Genomic DNA, 25,926 nt, shown 5'->3' on the forward strand with positions numbered 1-25,926 from the left:
CCCTAATCGAATGAATGATGTCGGACGACGGTTGCGGGCTCTCCGAAAAGAACACGGCATCTCGCTGTCCGCGCTGGCCGAACGAGCCGGAATTGGTAAGGCGACGCTCTCCCGGCTCGAGACCGGCGCCCGGAACCCCACCTTGGAGACCCTCTACGCGGTCACCGGTGCGCTCGGCGTTCCGCTCGCGGCCGTCCTGGCCGAACGTCCCCCTGGCGACGTCGTGGTGCGCGGCGCCGCGGTCGAGGCCACGCTCCTCGAGGTTTTCCACGACCCGGACGCCACGTACGAGCTCTACCGGATCCGCCTCCGGGCCGGAGCCCGGCAGGTCTCGCCCGCCCACCCGGCGGGCGTCACCGAGCACCTCACGGTGTTCCGCGGCGAAGTCGTCGCCGGGCCGGTGGACGCCCCCCGGTACGCCACCGCCGGTGGCTACCTGCGCTGGACGTCGGACACCCCGCACACCTACGCGGCGGGCGGCGACGAGGACGCCGAGGCGAGCTTGCTCATCCGCTCGCCCAGGTGATCCGGAACGAGCGGGTGTTGTCGCTGGTGCGCCCGGCGATCTGGAGGCTGCGGGCGGTGCGGACCGAGGTCAGGCGAAGCGACGAGCCGGATCCCATCGGGAAGCTCAGCGGCGCCGACAGCAGCGAGCCGCACTGGTCGTCGAGGCCGCGCGTCGCGTAGAGCAGGTTGTCGATCTCGCCGGCCCGGTCGACGGGACCCATCGCCGGGCGGTGCAGGTTGCCGACGAACCCACCGGCGCCGTCGCCGGAGAGCGTCCAGTAGCCGACCGCCCGCAGGCTCGCGGCGCGCGGGCCCGAGCCGGCGACGGTGGAGGCGACGCGGAACGAGCCCTCGGCCGCGACCGCGTCGGTGTCGAACGTGAGCTGGACCGCGTTGGGATCGCCGGCCGCCGGCGCCGAGAGGCGCAGCGTGGCCGGGAGACGGAACGTCTTCGTCACCGACTTGCAGCCGAGTTCCTGGCCGCTGATCGCCACGCTCGCCACGCCGCTCCAGCGACCGGCAGGCACCGGTACCGGCCGCGGCGACTCGGACGGGGTCGTGGTGGGCCGTACCGACTCGGGCGGGGGGCCGGGGGCCAGCGCGCCCTGCTGGGAGTTCTGGTCGACGGTCACCGAGGTGGACGGCCATACCGTCGGCGCCTGCTGGTTCGGCCCCTTCTCCGCGAGCAACGGCCCGCGCTGGTCGCGCATGGCGCCGATCTGCCACCCGGTGAACGTCAGCACGGCGGCGAACACGACGGAGACCAGGACGATCCCGCCCCCGGTGCTCTTGCTCGAACCCAGCTTCCACTCACCCAGCACGCCCGTAATGGTACATAACCACCATTACGGGCGCACTGCGGTGAGTCATCGCCTGGCGACCGCCACCCGGATCGGGGAACCCTCCCCCACCTCCGCGGAGTGCACGACGGCCACGTCGCCCAGCGGGCCGTAGACGACCTCGGACGCCAGCACCTCGGCCACCACGAACTCCTCGTGCGCCTTGACCGCCGCCACGACCTCGTCCGGAGCCTCGAGCCGGAGCGTGATCCGGTCCGACACGTCCAGCCCGGCATCCTTGCGGGCTTGCTGCACGGCCCGGACGACGTCCCTGGCCACGCCTTCGGCCACCAGCGACGGCGTCAGGTCCGGGTCGAGCACGACGACACCGACGTTCCCGGGCAGCGCCGCCGACCGGTCCGGCTCCGCGGGCACCAGCTTCAGGTCGTACTCGCCCTCGTGGAGCGGCACCCCACCGGCGACCACGGTCCCGCCGGACGACGACCAGTCGCCCGACTTCACCGCCTTGATCACCCGCTGCACGTCCTTGCCCAACCGCGGCCCCAGTGCCCGGGGCACCACGTTCAGCACGGTCGAGCAGGCCAGGTCGACGTCCGGCTGGAGCAGCACCTCCTTGACGTTCACCTCGTCCGCGAGCAAGTCCCGGAACGGCTCCAGCGCCGCCGCGTCCGGAACCGCGACGGTCAGCGACGCCAGCGGCAGCCGCACCCGCAGCTTCTTCGCCTTCCGCAGCGAGAGCGCCGCCGAGGCCACGTCTCGCACCCGGTCCATGGCGGCCACCAGTTCGGCGTCCGCCGGAAGCTCCGACGCGGCCGGCCAGTCGCACAGGTGCACCGACCGTCCGCCGGTCAGCCCCTGCCAGACCTCCTCGGTCAGCATCGGCAGCAACGGCGCCGTCAGCCGGGTCACGGTTTCCAGGACCGTGTAGAGCGTGTCGAACGCGTCCGGGTCGCCGGCCCAGAACCGGTCGCGCGACCGGCGGATGTACCAGTTCGACAGCGTGTCGAAGAAGCTCCTGACACCCGCGCAGGCGCCGGAGATGTCGTAGACGTCCATGGCCCCGGTGGTGTCCGCGACCAGGTCGTGCAGCTTGGCCAGGATGTACCGGTCGAGGACGTTCTCCGAGTCGGTCCGGGGCTTCGCCTCGTACGCCGAGGCGTTCGCGTACAGCGTGAAGAAGTAGTACGCGTTCCACAGCGGGTTCAGCACCTGGCGGACGCTGTCCCGGATCCCGCTCTCGGTGACGACCAGGTCACCGCCGCGCAGGATCGGCGACGACATCAGGAACCAGCGCATCGCGTCGGCACCGTAGAGGTCGAACATCTCGTAGACGTCCGGGTAGTTCCGGCGCGACTTGCTCATCTTCGTGCCGTCGTTGCCCAGCACGATGCCGTGCGAGACGCAGGTCCGGAACGCCGGCCGGTCGAACAGCGCGGTGGCCAGCACGTGCAGCGTGTAGAACCAGCCGCGGGTCTGCCCGATGTACTCGACGATGAAGTCGCCCGGGTAGTGGTTCTCGAACCACTCGGTGTTCTCGAACGGATAGTGCACCTGGGCGAACGGCATCGAGCCCGACTCGAACCAGCAGTCGAGCACCTCCGGCACGCGCCGCATGGTGGAGCGTCCGGTCGGGTCGTCCGGGTTCGGCCGGGTCAGGTCGTCGACGTACGGCCGGTGCAGGTCGGTGGGGCGGACGCCGAAGTCTCGCTCCAACTCGTCCAGCGAGCCGTACACGTCGACCCGCGGGTACTGCGGGTCGTCGGACTTCCAAACCGGGATCGGTGCACCCCAGAACCGGCTCCGGCTGATCGACCAGTCCCTGGCGTTCCCGATCCACTTGCCGAACGAGCCCTCCTTGACGTGGCCGGGCACCCAGGTGATCTGCTGGTTCAGTTCGACCATCCGGTCGCGGAACTTCGTGACCTGCACGAACCAGCTCGACACGGCCTTGTAGACCAGCGGCGTGTCACAGCGCCAGCAGTGCGGGTACGGGTGCTCGTAGGAGTCTTGACGCACGAGTACGTCGCCGCGTTCGCGCAGGTCACGCACGATCGGCTTGTTCGACTCGAACACCTGCAGGCCCTCGTACGGCGGCACCAGCGTCGTGAAGCGGGTGTGCTCGTCGACCGTGACGATCGTCGGGATGCCGTTGGCGTTGCAGGCGTTCTGGTCGTCCTCGCCGAAAGCCGGCGCCATGTGCACGACGCCGGTGCCGTCCTCGGTCGTGACGAAGTCGCCGGAGAGCACGCGCCAGGCGTTCCCGACGTCGTCCCGGCCGACGAGGAAGTCGAACAGCGGGGTGTACCTGCGCCCCACCAGCTCGGCCCCGGTCACGGTGCCCACCTGCTCGTAGCCCTCGAGTTCCTTCTCGTAGGCGCCCAGGCGGGAGGCACCGACGATCACGGTCTCGGTGCCGTCGGAGAGCTTCGCGTACTCGATGTCGGGCCCGACCGCGACCGCCAGGTTGCTCGGCAGCGTCCACGGCGTCGTCGTCCAGACCCACAGCTTCTCGCCGGTCTCGAGCGCGAACGCGACCGTGACCGCCGGGTCCTGCCGGGCCCGGTAGACGTCGTCCATCCGGGTCTCGGTGTTCGACAGCGGGGTCTCGCAGCGCCAGCAGTACGGCAGCACCTTGAAGCCCTCGTAGACCAGGCCCTTGTCGAACAGGGTCTTGAAGGCCCAGAGGACGCTCTCGGTGTAGTCGATGTCGAGCGTCTTGTAGTCGTTCTCGAAGTCGACCCAGCGGGCCTGGCGGGTGACGTACCGCTCCCACTCGCTGGTGTAGCGGAGCACCGAGGCCCGGCAGGCCTCGTTGAACTTCGCCACACCCAGGTCGAGCACCTCGGCCTTGGTCGTGATGCCCAGCTGACGCTCGGCCTCGACCTCGGCGGGCAGCCCGTGGGTGTCCCAGCCGAACCGGCGCTCGACGTGCTTGCCCTGCATCGTCCGGTAACGCGGGACCAGGTCCTTCACGTAGCCGGTGAGGAGGTGCCCGTAGTGCGGCAGGCCGTTCGCGAACGGCGGGCCGTCGTAGAAGACGTACTCGTTGGCGCCGTTCTCGCCGGCCGGGCGGGCGTCGATGCTCGCCGGGAAGGTGGCGTCGTCGCTCCAGTGGTCGAGCACCCGCTGCTCGAGTTCGGGGAACGACGCGGCAGCCGGTACCGGCTTCTTCGGGTCGTTCTGCGGATACGCCATGGTCGGACGCTTCCCTTCGCACACGGTCGCTTGTACGTGTGCGAGGACGAGCTGCAGTAGCCCGCGGTACCACCTCGCTTGACCCCCGGAGGAGCCCGCTCGTTCACGGCTGTGACGGGCCTACCCGTCCGGTTCTACTGAGCCGCTCGCGCGACCGTTCTTCCGGAGGCTCGCCGGTGATGGCCGGGTCGATGCCTGTGCACCCAGCGTAGCGCGCGGCGCCCGTTCCTCCGAACCAATACGCGGCCGGCCGGATCCGGCCGCGGCAGCAGTGCCGACGCCGCCGGGGAGTGAGACGCGACACAACTGGTCGGCGCGGAACGGGCCCCGGGAACGTGCCCCGGCCTACCGGTTGCGGAAGCCCGGCAACTCCGCACATAGACTGGGGTCCGGAACGACGGAATCGGCCGGCGCGATTGTCGGTTGGGTGTGAAGGCACGCAAAGTGGCGAGCCATCGACGCGAGAGGTTTCGTCACCGCGCGAACGGCACCACGTCGGTGCCGTGCGGCCGCTGCCCGCCAGCCGGGACCTGCGCGGCCACGCCGTCGTCTGGAAGGACTTCGTTGCTCTCACCCGAGCAGTCGCACGCCCCTGCCCGTACCGCCCCCCGCCGTCGGCGTCCGCGCCGTTCGGCTGCCGAGACCCAGGCCGGGACCGCGCAGCCCACCGTTCCCCAGCAGTCCGCCGCGCGTTCGCAGCGCCCCGCCACCGCCCAGCCGGCGGTCGCGGAGGTCGCCGCGCCGGCCGACGACCGGTCCTTCGCCGAGCTCGGCGTACCCGAGGTACTGCTCTCGGCGCTGGACGCGCAGGGAGTCCGGGATCCGTTCCCGATCCAGTCCGCGACGCTGCCCGACACGCTGACCGGCCGGGACGTCCTCGGCCGGGGGCGCACCGGCAGCGGTAAGACGCTCGCCTTCGTGCTGCCGATCGTCACCCGCCTGGCGGCCGCGCCCGCGCGGCGCGCCGCCGGACGTCCCCGCGCGCTCGTCCTGGTGCCGACCCGCGAGCTGGCCACCCAGGTCCACGCGGTCCTGCGTCCCTTGGCCGACGCGACCGGGCTGACCACGACGACGATCTTCGGCGGCGTCGGCCACGGCAAGCAGATCAGCGCGCTGGCGGCCGGTATCGACGTCCTCGTCGCCTGCCCCGGGCGGCTCGAGGAGCTGATCCGGATGGGTCACTGCGACCTCGGCGGCGTCGAGATCACCGTGCTGGACGAGGCCGACCACATGGCCGACCTCGGCTTCCTGCCCTCGGTCAAGCGTCTGCTCGACCGGACTCCGCCCGGCGGCCAGCGGATGCTGTTCTCCGCGACGCTCGACAACGGCGTGGACGTCCTGGTCAAGCGGTACCTCAGCCGGCCGGTGACCCACTCGGTCGACCCGGCGGTGGCACCGGTCTCCACGATGGTGCACCACGTGTTCCTGGTCGCCGCCGACGCCAAGGCCGACGTCGTCCGGGCGCTCGCCTCGGGGCGGGAGCGGTCCGTGCTGTTCACCCGCACGAAGAGCGGCGCGCGCAGGCTGGCCCGGTCGCTGACCGCGGCCGGGGTGCCTGCGGTGGACCTGCACGGCAACCTCGCGCAGAACGCGCGCGAGCGGAACCTGGCGGCGTTCTCGTCCGGTGACGTGACCGTGCTGGTCGCGACCGACATCGCGGCGCGCGGCGTGCACGTGGACGACGTGACGCTGGTCGTGCACGTGGATCCGCCGGCCGAGCACAAGGCCTACCTGCACCGGTCCGGGCGGACGGCCAGGGCGGGCGCGGCCGGCGCGGTGGTCACGATCGCGACGCCCGAGCAGCGCGCGGACGTGCAGTTGCTGGCCCGGAAGGCCGCGATCTCGCCGACCGTGACGCCGGTGCGGCACGACTCCGCCGAGATCCTGGCCCTGACCGGCCCGCCGGCCGACTACGTGACTCCGCCCGAGCCGGCCACGCCGGTCCGGGCCAATGCCGGGGCCGGAGGCCGCCGCTCGCGCGGTGCCGCCGCTCCGGGCCGCGGCACCGCGGCTGCCGGTGCGGCGACCGGTGGCCGCCGTGGTGCGGACCCGGCCGCCTCGGCCGGGCGCGGCGACGCCGGGCGCGGATCCGGTGGCCGGGGATCCGGTGGCAGCCGGGGCCGGGCGGGCGGGCGCTCCGCAGGCGCCGGTTCGCCGGGGCGTGGCTCGGGCCGCTCCGGCGGGGCCGTCTACTCGTCCAACAGCGACGGCACCAGCGGCTACACCAGTGGCGGCGCGGCCGCCCACAGCGAGCGCAGCGGCGGCGGACGCCGTCGCCGGGGCCCCCACCGCGCGGCCTAGCGACCGCACCGCGAAGCGTGGAGATTCCGCCGGGGCCGACCCGCCCGAATCTCCACGCTTCCGCGGCGATCGGCTGGCAGAACCCAGGTCCTGGTGCCACAGTGGCGGATAACGAATCGGCATCGGACGAAGGTCTATGGTGGATACAGGCGATCTGGCTCCGGAGTTCGAGCTGCCCGATCAGGAAGGCGCTCCGCGTCGGCTCACGACGCTGCTCGCCGAGGGTGGCCCGGTAGTTCTGTTCTTCTATCCGGCCGCGATGAGCCCCGGCTGCACCGCCGAGAGCTGCCACTTCCGCGACCTCGCCAAGGAGTTCGCCGCCGTCGGCGCGCAGCGCATCGGCATCAGCAACGACCGGGTCGACGTCCAGCACGAGTTCGCCGACCGGCACGGGCTCGACTATCCGCTGCTCTCCGATCTGGGCGGCACCGTCGCGGCGGAGTACGGCGTCAAGCGGCGGCTCGGTCCGCTGGCGGTGAAGCGCCACACGTTCGTCATCGACGTCGACCGCCGCCTGCTCGCGGTGATTCGGAGCGAACTCCGCATGTCCGTCCACGCCGACAAGGCCCTCGAGGTACTCCGGCAGCGTTCCTGACCGGTTGCCCGTCCGGTCCGGCGGGAACGAGATTCGGGTCACTCGCCGCGCCGTTCCGGTGCGGTAACCGGCCTGGTCAGGCTGCGGCGAACGGGCCGCTCCCGAAATGCCCCCGGATCCTCATGCTCCCCTCATGGAGAGCGGCCAATGATGTTGGCTGTGAGTCTTCCCAGGAAAGCCCGGAACCGCGATCTGTACCTCGACGCCCTGCGAACGGCGGCGATCGTCCGGGTCGTGACCTACCACACGTTCGGTGGGTCGTGGCTGAGCTGGGTGTTCCCGGCCATGGGCATGATGTTCGCGCTCGCCGGCGGCCTGATGGTGCGCTCGCTCGACAAGCAGCCGCCGCTCACCGTGATCCGCAACCGGTTCCGCCGGTTGCTGCCCGCGCTCTGGCTGTTCGGCCTGGTCATGATTCCGGTGATGATCTGGCAGGGCGGGGCGGTCAGCGGCTGGACCGACCCGAACACCGGCTCGCCGGTTCCGATCTGGAAGCTGGTCTTCTGGGTCGTACCGGTCCTCAACCCGCCGGGCAACGAGTTCGGCGCGGACGCGACCGTCGTCCTCTGGTACCTCAAGACGTACCTCTGGCTCGTCGCACTCTCACCGCTCCTGCTCAAGGCGTTCCGCAAGTACCCCCTCCCCACGCTGGTCGCCCCGCTGACGATCGTCGTCCTGCAGTCGTTCAACGTGCTTCCCGGCCCGGGCGCGGGCGAGATCTGGGATCTCCTGTCGGTGCTGGGCATGTTCGCTCCGTGCTGGATGCTCGGATTCGCGCACCGCACCGGCAAGCTGGCGAAGATCCCGGCACCGGCGCTGCTGGGCATCGCCGCCGCGTGTGGCGTCGCCGGCGCGGCCTGGGCGTTCACGCACCCGGTCGAGGGCGACCCGGCCTCGACCTACGACCTCAACGGCATCCCGCTGGGCGACGTGCTGTGGTCGTTCGCGTTCATCCTGCCGCTGCTGCGGTTCGCGCCGGACGCGAGCTGGATCGGCCGGACACCGTTCCTGGGCCGGTTCGTCGCGCTGGTGAACGCCCGGGCGGTCACGATCTACCTCTGGCACAACGTGATGATCGACCTGTCGTTCCCGATCGACGACTGGCTGGCCGCGCGCGTGCCGGCGCTGTCGAACGTCGTCGAGAACCAGTTCTGGGACTTCGTCGTCATCTGGGTGCTGGTGGCGATCGCGGTCGTGCTGTTCGGCTGGGTCGAGGACTTCGCCGCCCGGCGGAAGCCGCGGCTGTTCCCGGTCGGACCGTCGGCGGCCGAGCGTCGCGCGGAGTACGAGGCCGAGAAGGCGGAGGCCGCGGCCGACGCGGCCGGGGACCGGTCGGAGGAGCCGACGGCTCCGGTGCCGGTCGGCTCGGGCAGTTACGCCCAGCCGACGATGGCCGGCCACGATCCGTACGCGGCCGGCCACCGCTACGAGGAGCACACCTACGGCGCCCCGGCGGGGCGCGAGCAGGACCCCTACGCGGGCCGGCCCTACGACGACGGCGGCTACGGGAGCCCGCAGCCGGGCGCACCGGGCGCACCGCACCGCGGAGCGCCCCACAGCGGAGCGCCCTATGACGAAGCGCCCTACGGCGGGGCACAGAACGACGGCGGCCGGTACGGGGACAACCGCCACCGCGGCGTCCACCACCCGGACGACCGCTACCCGGACGACCGTTACCAGAACGACCGCTACCCGAACGACCGTTACCCCGACGACCGCTACGGGCGGGAGGCGTACGGCGATCCGCGCAACGGCGGGAACGCTTACACCCCGGGCACGTACGGACGCGAGCCGTACCCGCCGGACCCCCGGCGGCCCGAGGGCCGTCACTCCGGTGGTCCCGACGGCCGCCGGGATCAGGGCGGGGCCCCGCGAGGTGGCTACGACCACCCGACCCAGGACTACTCCGCGTCCTACCGCCCGCACCCCGACGACCCGGACCAGCCCAACGGCACGGTTTACGGCGAGCGCCCCCGGCACGCCGCACCGTACGACCGCGAGACACCGCCCTATCGCGGACAGTGAGCGTCGTCTCCTGAAGTGAACAAAGCGCAGAGAAAAGAAGGGCCTTATCCGATTTCCGGATAAGGCCCTTCTGGGTCGTGGATCGAAACGCTTCCGAAACACTAAGTAGGATGTTCATTACTACCAGTTTGTTGCGCGCTCAACCAGCCTACGAGTAGCCGTAATCGACTCACCTAGTCGGGTCGAGTTCTGCACGACACACCGTTTGCACGGGAGCCAGGCCCCCGGACGACGGGCCGCCTGGGTCAGAATTACTACATGTCTTTGTCGGCGTCAGCGACACCGAACGGCACGAGACAGAAGGGGCGAGACAGATATCTCGACACACTCAGGGCATTAGCCCTCTTCCGGGTGGTCGCGTATCACGCGTCCCCGGTGATGTGGTTCAAGTGGCTTCCGTCGATGGGCATCATGTTCGCCCTCGCCGGCTCGCTCATGGTTCGTTCGATGGACAAGTCCGTCCACCGCACGATCGTCAACCGCTTCCGACGGCTCCTACCGGTCCTATGGGTATTCGGCGCTATCTGGCTACCAGTGATGATGTGGCACGACGGCCCGCCCAGTCAATGGACGAACGCCGACGGAAGTAGCGTCCCGGCCTGGCAGCTCGTGTTCTGGCTGGTACCGGCCGGAAACCCGGTCGGCAGCGCCTGGGGCGTCATCGGCTGGGGCGTCCTCTGGTACATCAAGACGTACCTGCTGTTCGTCGCGCTCTCCCCCCTTCTGCTCCCGGTGTTCCGCCGGCTGCCGTGGGTCACGATGGCGGTTCCGTTCGTGCTGCTGGCCCTGATCGAGACCAACGCGCTGCCGGTCCGGGACTGGTGGGGCTCCTCGATCAGCGACGCGCTGACCTACCTCGGCTGCTGGCTCATCGGGTTCGCCCGCGCCGAAGGCATGCTCGAACGGATGAGGCTGCGGACGCTGCTGACGGTCGGCGGCGTGGTCGCACTGGCCGGCGTGGCGTGGCTGCTCGGGCCCGGCAACAACGATGCCGCCGCCCTCGGCGAGAGCCCGTACTCGCTACTGAACAGCAATCTGGCCATTGGCCTTTATTACTTCGGCACCGTATTCGTCCTGATGAGATTCTCGTTCCGGATGGAATGGCTCGCCCGGCTCCCCGCCCTCGACCGGACGATCACCGTGCTCAACGCCCGCGCGGTGACGATCTTCCTGTGGCACGGCGTCGCGCTGGCACTCGCCGTGATCGCGCTCCGGCAGATCGGCGTCTACCAGGCCTACCTCTGGTTCCCGTTCGCCTGGGTGCTGATCGGCGGGTTCGTGCTGGCCTTCGGCTGGGTCGAGGACGTCGCCGCGCGCCGGAAGCCGCAACTGCTGCCGGGCCGGGCTCCGCGCCCGTCGCCGGCAGTGGCCGCCGACGCCGCCCTGCTCGCGATCGAACCGGCCGTACCCGAGGCGAGCCCGACGTCGCCCGCCCCTCCGACGTCCCCGGCGTCCTCGTCGAGCCGCCCGGACGATTCGGACGGAGAACGCGGGGCGCCCTAGGGTCGGCAGCCCGTTACGGCGCAGATAGCGCGGCCCGGTGTTCGAATTCGAACACCGGGCCGCGTCGCGTCTCGACCGGAACGGTCAGCGTCTCGACCGGAACGGTCAGGGGAACCAGATCTTGATCTCACGGGACGCCGACTCGGCCGAGTCGGACGCGTGCGCCAGGTTCTGCTGGTTGGAGAGCGAGTAGTCGCCGCGGATCGTGCCGCCGGCGGCCTTGCGCCCGTCGGTGGCGCCGAGGAGCGTCCGCACGACCGAGATCGCCTGGTCGCCGCTGAGCACCAGCGCGACCAGCGGGCCGGACGTGATGAAGTCGCGCAGGCCCGGGTACCAGGGCTGCTCCACGTGCTCGGCGTAGTGCTCGTCGGCGTGCGCGGCGTCGATCGTCCGCAGGTCCAGCGCTTCGATCGAGAGTCCCTTGCGCTCGAACCGGCCGAGCACCTCCCCGACCAGGCCGCGGCGAACGGCGTCGGGCTTGATCAAGACGAGCGTGCGCTCGGACACAGGTATTAACCCCTCGTTCGGCGGAGGCGTAGCTCCACCCCGCGGACAGCAAAAGGAGCCTACCCGGCGGTGACCCCGCTCTCATACGCCCCCACCCGGGGAGCCATTTGGCCAGCTAAAACACTGTTTACCCGGACAACTAAGAACGGTTTTCGAGACCCGGACGCGCACTGCCGAAATTCGTGTTCCCGGACCTCACACAATCCTCATCTCTCTCACGGAATATATGTTCGTGTCCGTGACTGCGCCCGCACCTGCTCCAAAGGCCGCTTCGCCCAAGGGTCGAGACCGTTATCTCGACACGCTGCGCGCGCTCGCGATCTTCCGGGTGGTCACCTACCACGCGTTCGGATTCGCCTGGTTCCCCTGGATGCCGGCCATGGGCGTGATGTTCGCGCTCGGCGGCACGCTAATGGTGCGTTCCATCGATAAATCGCCGAAACAGGCGGTTATAAGTCGATTCCGGCGTCTACTGCCGGTGCTATGGGTCTTCGCGGCGATCTGGATCCCGCTGATGATCTGGCACGACGGCGCACCGTCGAATTGGGCCTACGGCGAGAACTCCGATTCCCCGCTCTGGCAGCTGGTGTTCTGGCTGCTCCCGGTCGGTGACCCTCCGGGCAGCGACTGGGGACAGGTCGCCTGGGGCGTGCTCTGGTACCTGAAGACGTACCTCTGGTTCGTCGCGCTGTCTCCGTTGCTGCTGAAGCCGTTCCGCAAGGTGCCGTGGCTCGTACTGGCCCTCCCGTTCGCGCTGCTGGGCCTGGCCGAGATCAGCGTGCTTCCCCTGGACGACTGGTGGGGCAGCACGGCGAACGACGTCCTGGTCTACCTGGGTTGCTGGCTGATCGGGTTCGCGCACGCCGAGGGGCTGATCAAGAAGCTCCCGATGCCGGCGCTGATCGGGATCGGCGTCGTCATCGCCGGGTCGGGCGTCGCCTGGCTGATCGGACCGGCGCACGAGCAGATCGTCGAGGCGGGCCGGAGCACGTTCTTCCTCGAGGGCAGCTCGCTGTCGCTGGCGCTGTACTCGTTCGGCGTCGTCTTCATCCTGATGCGGTTCTCGTCACGGATGGAGTGGCTGAACAAGGCGCCGGTGGTCGACCGGATCATCACGATCTTCAACTCCCGCGCGGTCACGATCTACCTCTGGCACAACGCCGCGCTGGCGCTCGCGATGGGCCTGGCCGACCGGGTCGAGATCTACCCCTGGTACTTCTGGTTCCCGATCACCTGGGTGCTGGTCGGTGGGTTCGTGCTGCTCTTCGGCTGGATCGAGGACGTGGCCGCGAAGCGCAAGCCGGAGTTGCTGCCGGGTAAGCGGAAAGCCCCCGCGATCTCGCTGCAGCCCGGCTCGGCTTCCCCGGCACCGGCGTCACCGTCGGAGCAGCCGGCGGGCCGCGCCTCGCCCGCGCCGACCTCACCCGGTCAGCCGCCCGTCGCCCCGGCCGGGGCCGGTGCGCCGGTCCCACCCGGCCCGTACCCGCCGGCCGGCCCCTACGCCCCCGCCGCCGCCGGTTACGGCGATCCCCGCTACGGCGGTTCCCAGCCCCAATACGGCGGTCCCCAGACCCAGTACGGCGACCCCCAGTACGGCGACCCGCGGTACGGCGACCCGCGGTACGGCGACCCCCGGTACGGGGATCCGCGCTACGGCACGCCTCCGTCGGATCAGCGGTACGCGAACGTGTCCCAGCACGACCCGTACCGCCCCCCGCCCCGCTACGACGAGCCCCGGCACGACCAGCCCCGCTACGACGAGCCCCGCTACGACGAACAGCGCTACGACGATCCCCGGTACCGGCAGCCGGACCAGCGGCAGCAGGACCAGCGGCGTCCCGAGTCAGGTGGCGGCACCGTCTACGGACGACCGTCGGCCGCACCAGAAGCTCAGCACCCCTACAACGGCGACAATACGGACGATCACCCCGGTTACCGACGGTAACCAAAAATACCAGGTAAGATGCGCAGGCAGTTGTTTGGCGTTTCCTGCGAGAGCGCTGAGTAACTGTAGTGAACAAGACACATCGCGCGCTCATCTAACTCACCGAATCAACCCTGCGCGCCCGATCAGAAGGCGATCATGGTCCGGTGACCGCACAAACCACGCCCGCGCGCGCCGCAACCGGAGGGCGTGATCGTTACTTCGACGTCCTCCGGACCGCCTGCATCGTGTGGGTGGTCGTTTACCACATCTTCTCCGACCAGTCCTGGTTAGGGTTCTGGCCGGCGATGGGGTTACTTTTCGCCATTTCCGGCTCACTCATGGTCCGCTCGCTCGACCGGGGTGCGCTCAAAACGATCAAGAACCGCCTCCAGCGGCTGCTGCCGGTCCTCTGGCTGGCCGGCCTCATCGGCGTTCCGCTGATGTTCTGGCAAGGCTGGTCCGGTGACGAGCGTCCGCCGCTGTGGCGGCTGATCTTCTGGATCTTCCCACTGTCCGACCCGCCGGGGTCGCCGTGGGCCGAGTCGCTGACCGAGCCGCTCTGGTACATGCGCAGCATCGTCTGGTTCATCCTGCTGTCGCCGGTGCTGCTGATCCTGTTCCGCTGGTACCCGAAGACGATGATCCTGATCCCGCTCGGGGTGATGGTCGCGTTCGGCGTCGGGAAGATCGGCTTCGGCTGGAGCGGTGAGCTCGGCGAGGGCGTGCTCACCGACGGCTTCACGTTCCTCTCGCTCTGGTTGCTCGGCTTCGCCCATCGCGAGGGCATGCTCAAGAAGATCCCGGTCTGGGCCGTGGTAGCGATGGGCCTGGTACTGGCCGGCGTCGCGACCTACTGGGCGCTGACCCACCAGGAAGAGGGCAGCTACGACTTCAACCTGATCCCGGCCGGTCAGGCGATCTACTCGTTCGGCATCGTCCTGATCCTGCTGCGCTTCGCGCCGAAGTTCAGCTGGGTCGGCGAGCACAAGGTGCTCAACCGGCTGATCACGATCATCAACGGCCGCGCGATGGTGATCTACCTGTGGCACAACGTCGCGATCGAGCTGAGCTACCCGCTCGGCGACAAGATCAACGTCTGGGGCATGGGCGAGAAGATCGGGCTGGGAAACCACGGCGAGGCCGTCGGTACCGCGATCTGCGCGGTCATCGCCGTCCTGCTGACGATCGTCGGCATGCTGGCGTTCGGGTGGATCGAAGACGTGGCCGCTCAGCGGCGTCCGCAGCTGCTTCCGAAGGACCTCGGGAAGAAGAACGCCGCGGCGGAGCCCGCCGCGCCTGCGGGTGACGGCGGCCAGGGCGACGGCCCGGGCGACGGAAGCCCGGCCCCGACGAGCCCGGCGCCCGCGCCGACGCCGGGGATGAACGACAGCACGGTCACGTTCGCCGCGGTGCAGGACCCGAACGGCTCCTACCCCGACCGCCGTCCGGGCTGGCCCGACGAGCGCTACCAGCCGGCCGCGTACGGCTCCCCCGCCGTCCCCCAGCAGCCCGGCGCCTACGGCTCCCCCGCCGTTTCCCCGCAGCCCGGCACCTACGGTTCCCCCGCTGTCCCCTCGCAGCCCGGCACGTACGGCTCCCCGGCCGTCCCTCAGCAGCCAGGCGCCTACGGCTCGCCCGCGGTCCCCGCGCAGCCGGTCGCGTACGGCTCTCCCGCCGTTTCCCGGCCGCCGGACGGCAACCGCTACGAGCGCGGGTACGACGAGCGCGGCCGCGACGACCGGGCCCACGGCGACCGAGCCAGCGGCGATCGGGGTCAGAACGACCGCCGGTACGACGATCGCGGGTACGACGAGCGCGGCCGCGACGACCGTCGCTACCAGCCCGGTTACAACGAGCCTCGGCACGATGACCGGCGTCCGGATCCGCGGTACGCCCCGTCCAACTACGACGACCGCCAGGCGGACGCCTACCGCGCCGCACCGCACGACGGTGGACGAGCTCCCGACCCGCGCCGGGCCGCACCGGCCGACCGGCGGCCCAACGGCGGCGCCGCGGTACCGCCCGGCCGCCAGTACGGCGCACCGCGTCGCGCGTCGGACCGGGACGACAACATGGCCTGGAACGCCTACTCCGACGACCAGCCGCCGCCCGGCAACGTCAGCTCGTTCGAGCAAGACCGCCGCCGCTGACCCGGCCGGTGCCGGCCCGGTCAGCGGCCGGTGCAGGCCCTGGTCAGCGGCCGGTGCTAGCCCCGGTCAGCCGGTAGCGAGAAGTCGAAGACCGCGCCTCCACCGGGACGCTCGCCCACGCTGAGCGAGCCGCCGTGCAGATCGGCGGCCCACAGCGTGATCGACAGCCCGAGCCCGATCGAGCCCCCACGGCTCTGGAACCGGCCGAACAGCGCCGACGCGACCGCCGGATCCACGCCGGGGCCCCGGTCGCTGACCGAAATCCGGCCCGGCCGGACCACGGTGACGTCCACCGACGCCGGGACGCCCGGCCGGTGACCGTGCCGCAGCGCGTTCTCCACCAGGTTCGAGACCGCCCGGGTGATCAGGTGCGCATCGGCCCGCACCGTGCACTCCTCGGCCTCGAACGTGACCTGCGCCTGGGCGCCGGGGCCGCCCACCGGGTCGGCCAGCTGCTCGACGATGCTCTCGACCAGCAGATCGAGCCGGAGCAGCTCCTTGTTCAGGTGGTGGACGCCGGCGTTCAGCCGGGCCCGGGTGAGCAGGTCGTCGATGATGTCGCCCATCCGCGCGGACAGCGTCACCGCACGAGGCAACAGGTCCGACCGCTGCGACGGGTCGGCCAGCGCCGCCTCGGCGAGCGTCCGCAGCGTCGCCACCGGCGTCCGGAGGTCGTGCGCGGCGTCGGCGAGGAACGCCTCCTGCCGTTCCAGCGCGTCCACCGCCGGGCGCATGCTGCGGCCGGAGAGTGCGTGCCCGGCCAGGGCGGCCAGCGTCACGAGCGTCACGCAGCCCAGGAGGAGCGCGGCGACGAGCTTGTCGTGCTCCTCCCGCCCGTCGGCCGGGTCGCCGACCACGATCACCGCGCCGGCGACCGCGCCCTCGTCGCCGTACACCGGCGCGGCCAGGATCCGGATCGGCTGCCCCTCGTCGGACTCGCCGTTCTCGCGGACGATCGTGCCCGCGTCGACGGCGAGCTCGGCGATGCCGTTCAACCGCCCGGCCCGGACCGGGATCACCGGGGCGCTGCTGGCGAACACCTGGCGTCGTGGCGGGTTGCCCAGCAGCACGGTCAGCTGCGGCGATCCGGTCGCCACCTCGTCCTGGCGGATGTCCTGGAGCTGGATCCCGTCGTCGGTGAAGTACAGCAGCGCGACCGCGGTCCGCGCGCGGGTCTCCATCGCGTTGTCGAGCCGGGTGTCACGCAGGTGGTTGTCGGTGTTGATCGCCAGCGCGGCCAGCGCGACCAGCCCGCACCCGGCGACCACCGTGTACAGGATCGTCAGCCGCCAGCGCAGCGCCCGCAGCGAACGCCGGACGCCGACACCGACCGCTCCCTTACCGGCGCGGCGCAGCTTCCCCCGGCGCGACGAGCGCTTCCCGGCGGCTCGCGACGACGCAACGGCAGGAGTCGTCGCCACGGTCAGCCGTAGGCCCGCTCGGCGGCGCTCGCGGCCGGATCGAGCGCCAGCACGTAACCGGCGCCCCGGATGGTGTGGATCAGCTGGGGGCCACCGAGCTTGCGCCGCAGCTGGCCCACCAGGACGTCGACCACGTTGGACATCGGCTCGGCCATCGCGTCCCAGCAGTGCTCGATGAGCGTGGTGCGGCTGACGACGTCCCCGGCGTGGGTCGCGAGCAGTTCGAGCACCGCGAACTCCTTGGCGGTGAGCGTGAGCAGCACGCCGTTGCGCCGCACCTGCCGTCGCGGCACGTCGATCTCCAGCCCGGCCACCGTCAGCACCGGTGCCGCCGGCGGCCCGGTGGCCAGCGAGCGGCGGCCGAGGCTCAGCACCCGGGCGACCAGCTCGGCGACCGCGAACGGCTTGACCAGGTAGTCGTCACCGCCGTGCTCGAATCCGGCGACCCGGTCGGCGACGCTGTCGCGCGCGGTCAGGAACAGCACCGGGGTGGTCCAGCCGGACCGCCGGCGTGCGGCCACGTAGTCGACGCTGTCACCGGCGGGCAACATCCGGTCGAATACCACGCAGGCGTACGCGTTGATCAGCACCGCCTCGTCGGCCGGCGGAATGTCGTCCACCAGGTCGACGGCCAGGCCCGCGCCGCGGAGCGCAGCCGCGACGGCGTATCCCAGGTCGGCGTCGTCTTCGACCACGAGCACCTTCACGCGGACACTCTCCCACGCAGGGTCGGCGGAGAACGCCGAAGGGCCGGTCTGCCCGAGACCGGCCCTTCGAAGAGACGTCAGCCGGGCGTGGTTCCCGGGGCCGTGAGGCCCGTGCGGTGCAGCTTGTGCCAACGCAGGCGGGCGCCGGTGAGCGCGGTGACGACCGACTGGATCATGACCGCGTACATCAGCTGCCGGTAGACGAACTGCTGCGCCGGGAGCGACCAGAGCGGCCCGAGTTTCTCCTTGTCGAGCTTGAACGCGAACACCGCCAGGAAGAACTGGAGTGCCAGCATCCCGGCCCAGGCGCCGGCCGAGAGCGCCGCGTCGTACGCGACCAGGCCGTACAGCGCGAACACGTCGATCAGTGGCGCGAACAGCGGCAGGCCGACCTGGAAGATGCCGAGGAAGACCAGGCCGAAGCGACCGAACCGGCCGGACGGGCCGCGCTCGAACACCGCCTTGCGGTGCTTCCACATCGCCTGCATCGTGCCGTAACTCCAGCGGTACCGCTGCTTCCACAGCTGCGCGATCGTCGAGGGAGCCTCGGTCCAGGCCCGGGCCTTCTCCTCGTAGACGACCTTCCAGCCGGCCCGTCCCATCGCGATCGTCAGGTCGGTGTCTTCGGCCAGCGTCTCGTGCGAGACCCCGCCGACGTCGTTGAGCGCCTCCCGGCGGAACGCGCCGATCGCACCCGGGATCGTCGGCATGCACTGGAGGATGTCGTACATCCGCCGGTCGAGGTTGAAGCCGATCACGTACTCGATGTGCTGCCAGCGCGCGACGATGCTCTGCCGGTTACCGACCTTCACGTTGCCGGCCACACCGCCGACCCGCGGGTCGGCGAACGGCTGCACGAGCTCGTAGACCGAGTCGGGCTCGAAGATCGTGTCGCCGTCGACCATGACGATCACGTCGGCGCGGGCCCAGGCCGTGCCGATGTTCAACGCCGCCGGTTTACCCCCGTTGGGGACCCGGACCACCCGCACGTTGGCGAAGCCCAGCCCCTCGGCGATCTCCGCGGTGTTGTCGGAGGACCCGTCGTCGACCACGATCACTTCGACCATTGGATAATTGCTGGTCGCCAGTGATCTCACGGCGGCGGCGATGCCCTCCTTCTCGTTGTAGGCGGGCACCACGACCGAAACCGGTTCCAGGAACTCCGGACCCCAGCGGAACGTCTTTTTTCGTCGTTTCCGGGCGTGGACGGTCGCCAGCACGAGCATCAGGATCAGGCGGCCGAGCGTCAGCACACCGACGACCGTCAGCAGGCCCACCAGGCCCTTGACGAAGTAGCCCGAGGCCTGGACGACCCAGATCATCGCCTTGCCGCGCCAGATCTCGGCCGACGTGGCCGGCTGCATCGCCGAGAAGTTCGCTCCGGTTTGCTGGTTCCAGCCCTTGGAGCGCCGGAGACCCTCGCTGATGGTGACGAAGTTGTAGCCCTCTTGTTTGGCGAACTGGGGCAGCATCACCTTGAGGGCCGCCACGGTCTGGGCCCGGTTACCACCGGCGTCGTGGAACAGCGCGACCTCGCCCTTGCTCGGGCTCGGGCGGGTCTTCTTGATGATCGCCGGGATGCCGGGCTTGGCCCAGTCTTCACTGTCTTTGTCGTTGACGACGTTGAGGTAACCGAGACGTCCGGCCTCCTCCACGATCGGCCAGTAGACGTTGTCGATCGCGTCCGGCTCCGACGAGTACGGGAACCGCAGCAGTGACGTCGTGACCCCGGCCGCGCCGACGATCGCCATCTGGGTCTGGGAGTACTGCAGCTGCCGCTCCCAGGCGCTCATCTCGGACATCTCGGGGTGGGTGAAGCTGTGGATGCCGACCTCGTGCCCCTCGTCGACCATCCGCTTGATCAGACCGGGATATTTGGTGACGTTCGAGCCCAGCACGAAGAACGTCGCGTGGACGTGGTTCTTCTTCAGGACGTCGAGGACCTGGGGCGTCCACTTCGGGTCGGGGCCGTCGTCGAACGTCAGCGCGATGTCTTTGGGACGCAGCGAGTACGACACCGGGTCGTCGTGCGTCGTGTCGATGATCGGGCCACCGTTTGTGACGTTGTCCGGAACCTCGTCCGAGTTACCGGACAGGTGGACGTTCTGCGGAGTGGCGATCTGGGCCTGCACGTACGCCTGCACCATCAGCACCGCGACGAGCACCAGGAGCAGGAAGCCGACGAACAGGAACCGCGGGCGCGGCGGAACCTTGCGGGCCGGATCGGGCGCGCCCTCCCCACCGCCACCACCGCCACCACCGGCGTTCGGGGGCGGGTTCGGCGGACCACCGGGGCTGCCGAACGTCGGCGGCGCCGTCGGCTTCGACGGCGGGCGCTGCTGCGGGAACTGCGGCGTTCCCCCGGCCGGCTGACCCGGCTGGGGGAACCGCTGCGGCGTGTGCGTCGGCTGGGGGTACTGCGTCGGCTGAGGGACGCGACCGTAGTGCCCAGGCTGCATGGTCAGCTCTCTGTACTCGAACTCGGGGACGTGCCGTCGGCCGGCGGCGGGTCGTTCTCGGCGCCACCACCGCCGGCGCCCGGCGCGGTGCTGCCGCTACCGGCGCCGGTACCGCCGGCGACGGGCGTCGTGTTGCTCTCCTGCGGGACGACGGGCGGCGACTGGCTGACCGGCGGCGGGTCGTTCACCGGCGGCGGGCTGCTGGACGGAGGCGCAGGCGGCGACGATGACGGCGGCGCGGGAGGCGAGGACGACGGGGGCGCCGGCGGCGTGGTGGTCGGTCCGCCGGTGACCGGAGGCGCCGGCGGAGTCTTGCCCGACGCGCTCGGGGACGGCGTGCCCGGCTTGACGCTGACGCTGGTGCCGGGAGCAGGAGTCGACGTGCTGCCGATCTTCAGTTTGCCGTCGTCGCCGCGGGTGAGCTGGCCATCACTGGCGGGGGAGACCGACGTGTTCGGTTCGGCCGCCCGCTCGAGCGGGGCGGTCGACGGAACACCGGGGAGCGGCAGTAACGAGTTCGGCGTGAGAGGCCCACCGACGAAGCTGAGACCGAGCATGGCGGAGTACGCGACCGCGATACCGCCTCCGATGAACCCGAGTGTCCGAAACCGCCGACCGCGTTTGCCGGTCGAGTCGACGAAAACCGGAACAGAGACGATGTCTTCAGGTAAGACCTCGACCTGCTGTGTATCGGAATTCAGCCCTGATTCCACGTGTGCACCTTAAGCGATATCTCAAAGACGTCAACGAAACCGACAAGAGAGACTTCGGACCCACTTCGAGGCTTTTCCGGCGGACAGTTCCGTTCTAATCGGATATTGGGGACAGTAATGTTAAGAGGAAGTCACCAACCCGACATAGAACCTCAACTGTTCGACCGAGCAGACCTCGGCGATACAGCTCCGCCGCAGGTCAGCGCCTTAAAGAAGCACGTATCGCGAGGCGGATCGGTTCGCGCTTTCCGGCAGGAAAATCACCTGGAGTAGCGGCGAGATAGCCCACGCGTCACGCGACCTACCTCACGCCTTATAGACGTTATGGAGACCGTTCACGTTGCGACGTCCGGCGGAATTTCTTGACTGAGTGTAATGAACGACAGACAGCTACCCGGTAGATACCAGAAGCTACCGGGCGCCCCGAAGAATCGTTTTACGGACATTCAGTACATAGAGCCATACAGCAAGAAAGATCAGTCCGACGACCGCGAGCATCCAGTGCACCAGGCCGCTCACGATGAGCAGCACCTGCAGTGCGACCGTCCCGGTCCAGACCCACCCGTGCTTGAGCAGCCCGGCGGCGGCCAGACACAGCACCGCGAGACCCAAGGCCAGACCGGTCGCGAGGCCCGCGCGTTCGGGGAGCAGCATCCGCAGGGGCTGAACCGCCAGCAGCAGCACCAGGAACTCCAGCAGCAGCGTGGCGGCGCCGACCCCGCGCACCGCCGCACCGGGGTTCTTCAGGCCGGACGGCGGCGGTTCGGGTGCGCTCATCGTGCCAGCAGCTTCCTCGCGTCGGCGGCCGTGACGACCGAACCGGTCACGACCACACCGGCGCCCGCCAGTGGCGTGTCGCCGTCGTCGTCCTCCTCGGCGATCGTCACCGCGGACTCGATCGCGTCGTCCATCCGGGCGACGACGTCGACCCGGTCGGGGCCGAAGATCTCGACCGCCGCCGCGGCCAGGGCGTCGACCGACAGGGCCCGGGGCGACGAGTTCTGCGTGACGACGAGCGCGTCCGCGACCGGCTCGAGGATCTCGAGCATCCCGCGGTGATCCTTGTCGTCGAGGACCGCGACGACCGCGACCAGCTTGCGGAACACGAACGCCTCCGCCATCGCCTGCACGGTGGCCGTCATCCCGGCCGGGTTGTGGGCCGCGTCCACCAGAACCGTCGGCGACGTCCGCAGACGCTCCAGGCGACCGGGCGAGGTCACCGCGGCGAATCCCTCGCGCACCGCCTCGGCGTCCAGCTGACGCCCCGGCTCGGCTCCCAGGAACGCCTCGACGGCCGCCAGTGCCAGCACCGCGTTCTGGGCCTGGTGCGCCCCGTACAGCGGCAGGAAGATCTCTTCGTACTCCCCGGCCAGGCCCTTCAGCCGGAGCTGCTGGCCACCCACCGCGATCGCGCGCTCGAGAACGCCGAACTCCACGCCTTCCCTGGCCACCGACGCGCCGACCGAGGCCGCCCGCGACAGCAACGGCTCGATCGCCTCGGCCGGCTGCACCGCGGTGAGGACGTTCGCGCCCTCGTGGATGATGCCGGCCTTCTCGGTCGCGATGCTCGCGATCGTGCCGCCGAGCAGCGCGGCGTGGTCGAGGCTGATCGGCGTGATCACCGCGACGCCCGCCTCCACGACGTTCGTCGCGTCCCACTGGCCGCCCAGCCCGACCTCGACCACGGCGACGTCGACGGGTGCGTCGGCGAACGCGGCGAACCCCATCGCGGTGACGAACTCGAAGTAGGTGACCGGGTCGCCACTGCCGCCGGTCGACAGTTCGGCCTGTTTGTCGAGCAGGTCGGCCATCGGCGCGACCTCGTCGTAGGCGGCGGCGAACTTGCCGGCCGGGATCGGGGCGCCGTCCAGCGAGATCCGCTCGGTCACCGACTCCAGGTGCGGGCTGGTGTACCGGCCCACCCGCAGGCCGTGGGCCTTGAGCAGGCTGTCGATCATCCGGGACGTGGACGTCTTGCCGTTGGTGCCGGTCAGGTGGATCGCCGGGTAGGCCCGCTGGGGGTTGCCCAGCAGGTCGAGCAGCGCGACGATCCGGTCCCGGCCGGGCACCATCCGGCCGGGCCCACGCGCGTTCAGACCGGCTTCGGCCCTGGCGAGTTCGGCGGCGTCTTCCGCGGCCCGGTCGTTGGCCATCAGGCTGAGGGCAATGCGGCGAGCTGGGTCTGCAGACGGGCCAGATCGGCCTCCGCGGCCGTCAGCCGCTCCCGAACCTTCGCGACGACCGCGTCCGGTGCCTTGGCCAGGAACGCCTCGTTGCCGAGCTTGCCGGAGTTCTGCGCCCGTTCCTTCTCGGCTGCGGCCAGATCCTTCTCCAGCCGGCGACGCTCGGCCGCGACGTCGATCGTCCCCGACGTGTCGAACTCGACGGTCAGCTCGGCTCCGACCTGCACCGAGCCGGTCGTCGTGAACGTGTCGTCGGCGGCCTCCAGCCGGGTCAGCGACCGGATCAGCGACTCGTGCGGCGCCAGCCCCAGTGCGGCCAGCCCGTCGAGCCGGGCCGGCACCCGCTGGGTCGGGCGCAGGCCCTGGTCGGACCGGAAGCGCCGGACCTCGGTCACCACCCGCTGGAGGGACTCGATCTCGGCCTCCGCCGCCGGGTCGTGCCGGGACGCGTCGGCCTTCGGCCACTCGGCCACGACCACCGACTCCTGCCCGGTCAGCTCGGTCCAGAGCGCCTCGGTGACGAACGGCGTCACCGGGTGCAGGACGCGCAGCAGGCGGTCGAGCACGTGCCCGAGCACGGCCCGGGTGGTGTCGGCCTGGTCGCCGGACAGTTCGGACTTCGCCAGCTCGACGTACCAGTCGCACACCTCGTCCCAGGCGAAGTGGTAGAGCAGGTCGGTGAGCTTCGCGAACTCGTACCGCTCGTAGTGGTCGTCGACCTCGGCCAGCACCGTGTTCAGGCGGGAGAGGATCCACCGGTCGGCGGTGGAGAGCTCGTTGGGCAGCGGCGCGGCGGCGTCGGCCCCGTTGAGCAGCGCGAACCTCGTCGCGTTCCAGAGCTTGTTGCAGAAGTTGCGGGCACCGGCCACCCACTCCTCGCTGGACGCCTGGTCGGAGCCCGGGTTGGCGCCGCGCGCGAGCATGAACCGCAGCGCGTCCGACCCGTAGGCGTCCATCCACTCCAGCGGGTCGACGGTGTTGCCGCGCGACTTCGACATCTTCTTGCCGTACTTGTCGCGGACCAGGCCGTGCAGCGCCACCACGTCGAACGGCTGCTTGCCGTCCATCGCGTACAGACCGAACAGCATCATCCGGGCGACCCAGAAGAAGATGATGTCGTAGCCGGTCACCAGCACGCTGGTCGGATAGAACTTCTGCAGGTCGGCGGTCTGGTCGGGCCAGCCGAGCGTCGAGAACGGCCACAACCCGGACGAGAACCAGGTGTCGAGCACGTCGGCGTCTTGCGTCCACTCCGGACCCGGGGGCTGCTCGTCCGGGCCGACGCACCGCACGTCGCCCTCGGGCGAGTACCAGACCGGGATGCGGTGCCCCCACCAGAGCTGGCGGGAGATGCACCAGTCGTGCATGTTGTCGACCCAGTCGAAGTACCGCTTGGCCAGCTCCGGCGGGTGGATCGTCACCCGGCCGTCGCGCACGGCGTCGCCGGCTTCCCGGGCGAGCGTCTCGACCTTCACGAACCACTGCAGCGAGAGCCGGGGCTCGACCACCGTGTCGCAGCGCGAGCAGTGCCCCACCGCGTGCAGGTAAGGACGCTTCTCGGCGACGATCCGGCCGTCTTCGCGCAGCGCGCGCACCACGGCCGGGCGGGCCTCGAACCGGTCCATCCCGAGGAACGGACCGTGCGCGGTGATCACGGCCTTCTCGTCCAGCACCGTGATGTTCGGCAGGCCGTGCCGCTGGCCGATCTCGAAGTCGTTCGGGTCGTGGGCGGGCGTCACCTTCACCGCACCGGTGCCGAAGCTCGGGTCGACGTGCGCGTCGGCCACGATCGGGATGCGCCGGCCGGTGAGCGGCAGCTCCACTTCGGTGCCGATCAGGTGCTGGTAGCGCTCGTCGTCCGGGTGCACGGCCACCGCGGTGTCACCGAGCATCGTCTCGGCCCGGGTGGTCGCCACGACGATCGAGTTCTCGCCGTCTCCGTACCGGATGCTGACGAGCTCGCCCTCGTCGTCGGAGTGCTCCACCTCGATGTCGGAGAGCGCGGTCTGGCAGCGCGGGCACCAGTTGATGATGCGCTCGGCCCGGTAGATCAAGCCGTCGTCGTAGAGGCGCTTGAAGATCGTCTGCACGGCCCTGGACAGGCCTTCGTCCATCGTGAACCGCGACCGCGACCAGTCGACGCCGTCGCCGAGGCGGCGCATCTGGCCGGTGATCTTGCCGCCGGACTCTTCCTTCCACTGCCAGACCCGGCGGACGAACTCGTCGCGGCCCAGGTCGTGGCGACTCTTGCCCTCGTTCTTGGCCAGCTCGCGCTCGACCACGTTCTGGGTCGCGATACCGGCGTGATCCATGCCCGGCAGCCACAGCACCTCGTACCCCTGCATGCGGCGGCGGCGGGTCAGCGCGTCCATCAGCGTGTGGTCGAGCGCGTGACCGAGGTGCAGCGTGCCGGTCACGTTGGGCGGCGGGATCACGATCGAATACGGCGGCTTGTCGCTGGACGAATCCGGGGTGAAGTAGCCCGCCTCGACCCACCGCTCGTAGAGCGGTCCCTCTACCTCAGCAGGCGTGTACTTGGTCGACAGCTCTGTCGACGGCGTCTGCGGTGCCTGGGTATCGGGCTGTGTGGTCACGCTGTGAATCCTAGTTCGGGCGGCGAGCGCGTTAGCACCCGGTGTTGCGCCGTGGCAGGGTAGGGGGGGCATGCAATTCCGATTCGGGCGGCGGGTGGGGGGCGAAGCGGGACGGTGGACTTGGTTGACCCGTTCTGGGGCTCGCTGCTCGGCCTGCTGGTGCTGGCGGCGGTCATCGCGGCCGGTATCCGGATGCGCGGCCCGGGTCAGGCACCGATGCGCCGGGCGATGCTCACCGTCGGCGGCGGCATCGTCGCCGTCTTCCTGATCGGGATCGCGGCCGAAGGCTGCGCCGGTCCGTCCACGGGCGCACCGGGCACGGCCGTCGTCCAACCGTAA

Annotated in this window: 18 protein-coding genes; 8 read left to right on the forward strand and 10 right to left on the reverse strand. The window is 70.2% G+C overall.

Going from position 1 to position 25,926, the window contains the following annotated elements; genetic code table 11:
- Positions 1 to 10 precede the first annotated feature (10 nt).
- Positions 11 to 526, forward strand: a complete 516-nt coding sequence (locus tag ACIBZJ_RS14010) for a helix-turn-helix domain-containing protein (protein WP_395929279.1) — start codon at positions 11 to 13, stop codon at positions 524 to 526.
- Here ACIBZJ_RS14010 and ACIBZJ_RS14015 read toward each other — a convergent pair.
- On the reverse strand, positions 507 to 1,328 hold the full coding sequence (locus ACIBZJ_RS14015) for a hypothetical protein (RefSeq protein ID WP_395929281.1): 822 nt from the start codon (positions 1,326 to 1,328) through the stop codon (positions 507 to 509). The genes ACIBZJ_RS14010 and ACIBZJ_RS14015 overlap by 20 nt on opposite strands.
- Before the next feature lie 45 nt (positions 1,329 to 1,373).
- The gene (gene ileS, locus ACIBZJ_RS14020) at positions 1,374 to 4,502 is read right to left on the reverse strand and encodes an isoleucine--tRNA ligase (protein WP_395929283.1); all 3,129 of its coding nucleotides are present in this window, start codon (positions 4,500 to 4,502) and stop codon (positions 1,374 to 1,376) included.
- Between the two features lie 564 nt (positions 4,503 to 5,066).
- Between ileS and ACIBZJ_RS14025 the strand changes: the two genes are divergently transcribed.
- The 4 genes from ACIBZJ_RS14025 to ACIBZJ_RS14040 all read left to right on the forward strand — a co-directional run bounded on the left by ACIBZJ_RS14025 (position 5,067) and on the right by ACIBZJ_RS14040 (position 10,926).
- Positions 5,067 to 6,803, forward strand: coding sequence for a DEAD/DEAH box helicase (locus tag ACIBZJ_RS14025; RefSeq protein ID WP_395929285.1), 1,737 nt, complete (start codon positions 5,067 to 5,069; stop codon positions 6,801 to 6,803).
- A 136-nt stretch (positions 6,804 to 6,939) separates the two neighbouring features.
- On the forward strand, positions 6,940 to 7,398 hold the full coding sequence (locus tag ACIBZJ_RS14030; RefSeq protein ID WP_395929287.1) for a peroxiredoxin: 459 nt from the start codon (positions 6,940 to 6,942) through the stop codon (positions 7,396 to 7,398).
- A 159-nt stretch (positions 7,399 to 7,557) separates the two neighbouring features.
- Entirely contained in the window at positions 7,558 to 9,423 is a 1,866-nt protein-coding gene (locus ACIBZJ_RS14035) for an acyltransferase family protein (protein ID WP_395929289.1), read from the forward strand.
- Between the two features lie 258 nt (positions 9,424 to 9,681).
- The gene (locus ACIBZJ_RS14040) at positions 9,682 to 10,926 is read left to right on the forward strand and encodes an acyltransferase family protein (RefSeq protein WP_395929290.1); all 1,245 of its coding nucleotides are present in this window, start codon (positions 9,682 to 9,684) and stop codon (positions 10,924 to 10,926) included.
- Between the two features lie 105 nt (positions 10,927 to 11,031).
- On the opposite strand, the gene ndk is transcribed toward ACIBZJ_RS14040, so the two are convergent.
- Entirely contained in the window at positions 11,032 to 11,433 is a 402-nt protein-coding gene (gene ndk, locus ACIBZJ_RS14045; RefSeq protein WP_395929291.1) for a nucleoside-diphosphate kinase, read from the reverse strand.
- A 238-nt stretch (positions 11,434 to 11,671) separates the two neighbouring features.
- Between ndk and ACIBZJ_RS14050 the strand changes: the two genes are divergently transcribed.
- Positions 11,672 to 13,378: an acyltransferase family protein gene (locus ACIBZJ_RS14050; RefSeq protein ID WP_395929292.1), complete on the forward strand. Its 1,707-nt coding sequence runs from the start codon at positions 11,672 to 11,674 to the stop codon at positions 13,376 to 13,378.
- A 146-nt stretch (positions 13,379 to 13,524) separates the two neighbouring features.
- On the forward strand, positions 13,525 to 15,510 hold the full coding sequence (locus tag ACIBZJ_RS14055) for an acyltransferase family protein (RefSeq protein ID WP_395929293.1): 1,986 nt from the start codon (positions 13,525 to 13,527) through the stop codon (positions 15,508 to 15,510).
- Between the two features lie 56 nt (positions 15,511 to 15,566).
- Here the strand turns inward: ACIBZJ_RS14055 and ACIBZJ_RS14060 are convergent, their stop codons facing one another.
- From ACIBZJ_RS14060 to ACIBZJ_RS14090, 7 genes are all read right to left on the reverse strand, one after another.
- Complete coding sequence (locus tag ACIBZJ_RS14060; RefSeq protein ID WP_395929294.1) at positions 15,567 to 16,931, reverse strand: sensor histidine kinase; 1,365 nt, start codon at positions 16,929 to 16,931, stop codon at positions 15,567 to 15,569.
- 2 nt (positions 16,932 to 16,933) lie between these two features.
- A complete protein-coding gene (locus ACIBZJ_RS14065) occupies positions 16,934 to 17,632 on the reverse strand; it encodes a winged helix-turn-helix domain-containing protein (RefSeq protein ID WP_395930208.1) in 699 nt (232 codons plus the stop codon).
- Positions 17,633 to 17,715: 83 nt separating this feature from the next.
- On the reverse strand, positions 17,716 to 20,097 hold the full coding sequence (locus tag ACIBZJ_RS14070) for a glycosyltransferase (protein WP_395929295.1): 2,382 nt from the start codon (positions 20,095 to 20,097) through the stop codon (positions 17,716 to 17,718).
- 2 nt (positions 20,098 to 20,099) lie between these two features.
- The gene (locus ACIBZJ_RS14075; RefSeq protein WP_395929296.1) at positions 20,100 to 20,810 is read right to left on the reverse strand and encodes a hypothetical protein; all 711 of its coding nucleotides are present in this window, start codon (positions 20,808 to 20,810) and stop codon (positions 20,100 to 20,102) included.
- A 411-nt stretch (positions 20,811 to 21,221) separates the two neighbouring features.
- The gene (locus tag ACIBZJ_RS14080; RefSeq protein ID WP_395929297.1) at positions 21,222 to 21,587 is read right to left on the reverse strand and encodes a DUF4233 domain-containing protein; all 366 of its coding nucleotides are present in this window, start codon (positions 21,585 to 21,587) and stop codon (positions 21,222 to 21,224) included.
- The gene (locus ACIBZJ_RS14085) at positions 21,584 to 22,963 is read right to left on the reverse strand and encodes a bifunctional folylpolyglutamate synthase/dihydrofolate synthase (RefSeq protein WP_395929299.1); all 1,380 of its coding nucleotides are present in this window, start codon (positions 22,961 to 22,963) and stop codon (positions 21,584 to 21,586) included. The genes ACIBZJ_RS14080 and ACIBZJ_RS14085 overlap by 4 nt, the downstream gene beginning before the upstream one ends.
- Entirely contained in the window at positions 22,963 to 25,587 is a 2,625-nt protein-coding gene (locus ACIBZJ_RS14090; protein ID WP_395929301.1) for a valine--tRNA ligase, read from the reverse strand. Before ACIBZJ_RS14090 ends, ACIBZJ_RS14085 begins: the two co-directional genes overlap by 1 nt.
- Positions 25,588 to 25,701: 114 nt before the next feature.
- Between ACIBZJ_RS14090 and ACIBZJ_RS14095 the strand changes: the two genes are divergently transcribed.
- Positions 25,702 to 25,926, forward strand: a complete 225-nt coding sequence (locus ACIBZJ_RS14095) for a hypothetical protein (RefSeq protein WP_395929303.1) — start codon at positions 25,702 to 25,704, stop codon at positions 25,924 to 25,926.

The organism is Cryptosporangium sp. NPDC051539, assembly GCF_044454545.1.
Classification (GTDB): Bacteria; Actinomycetota; Actinomycetes; order Mycobacteriales; family Cryptosporangiaceae; genus Cryptosporangium.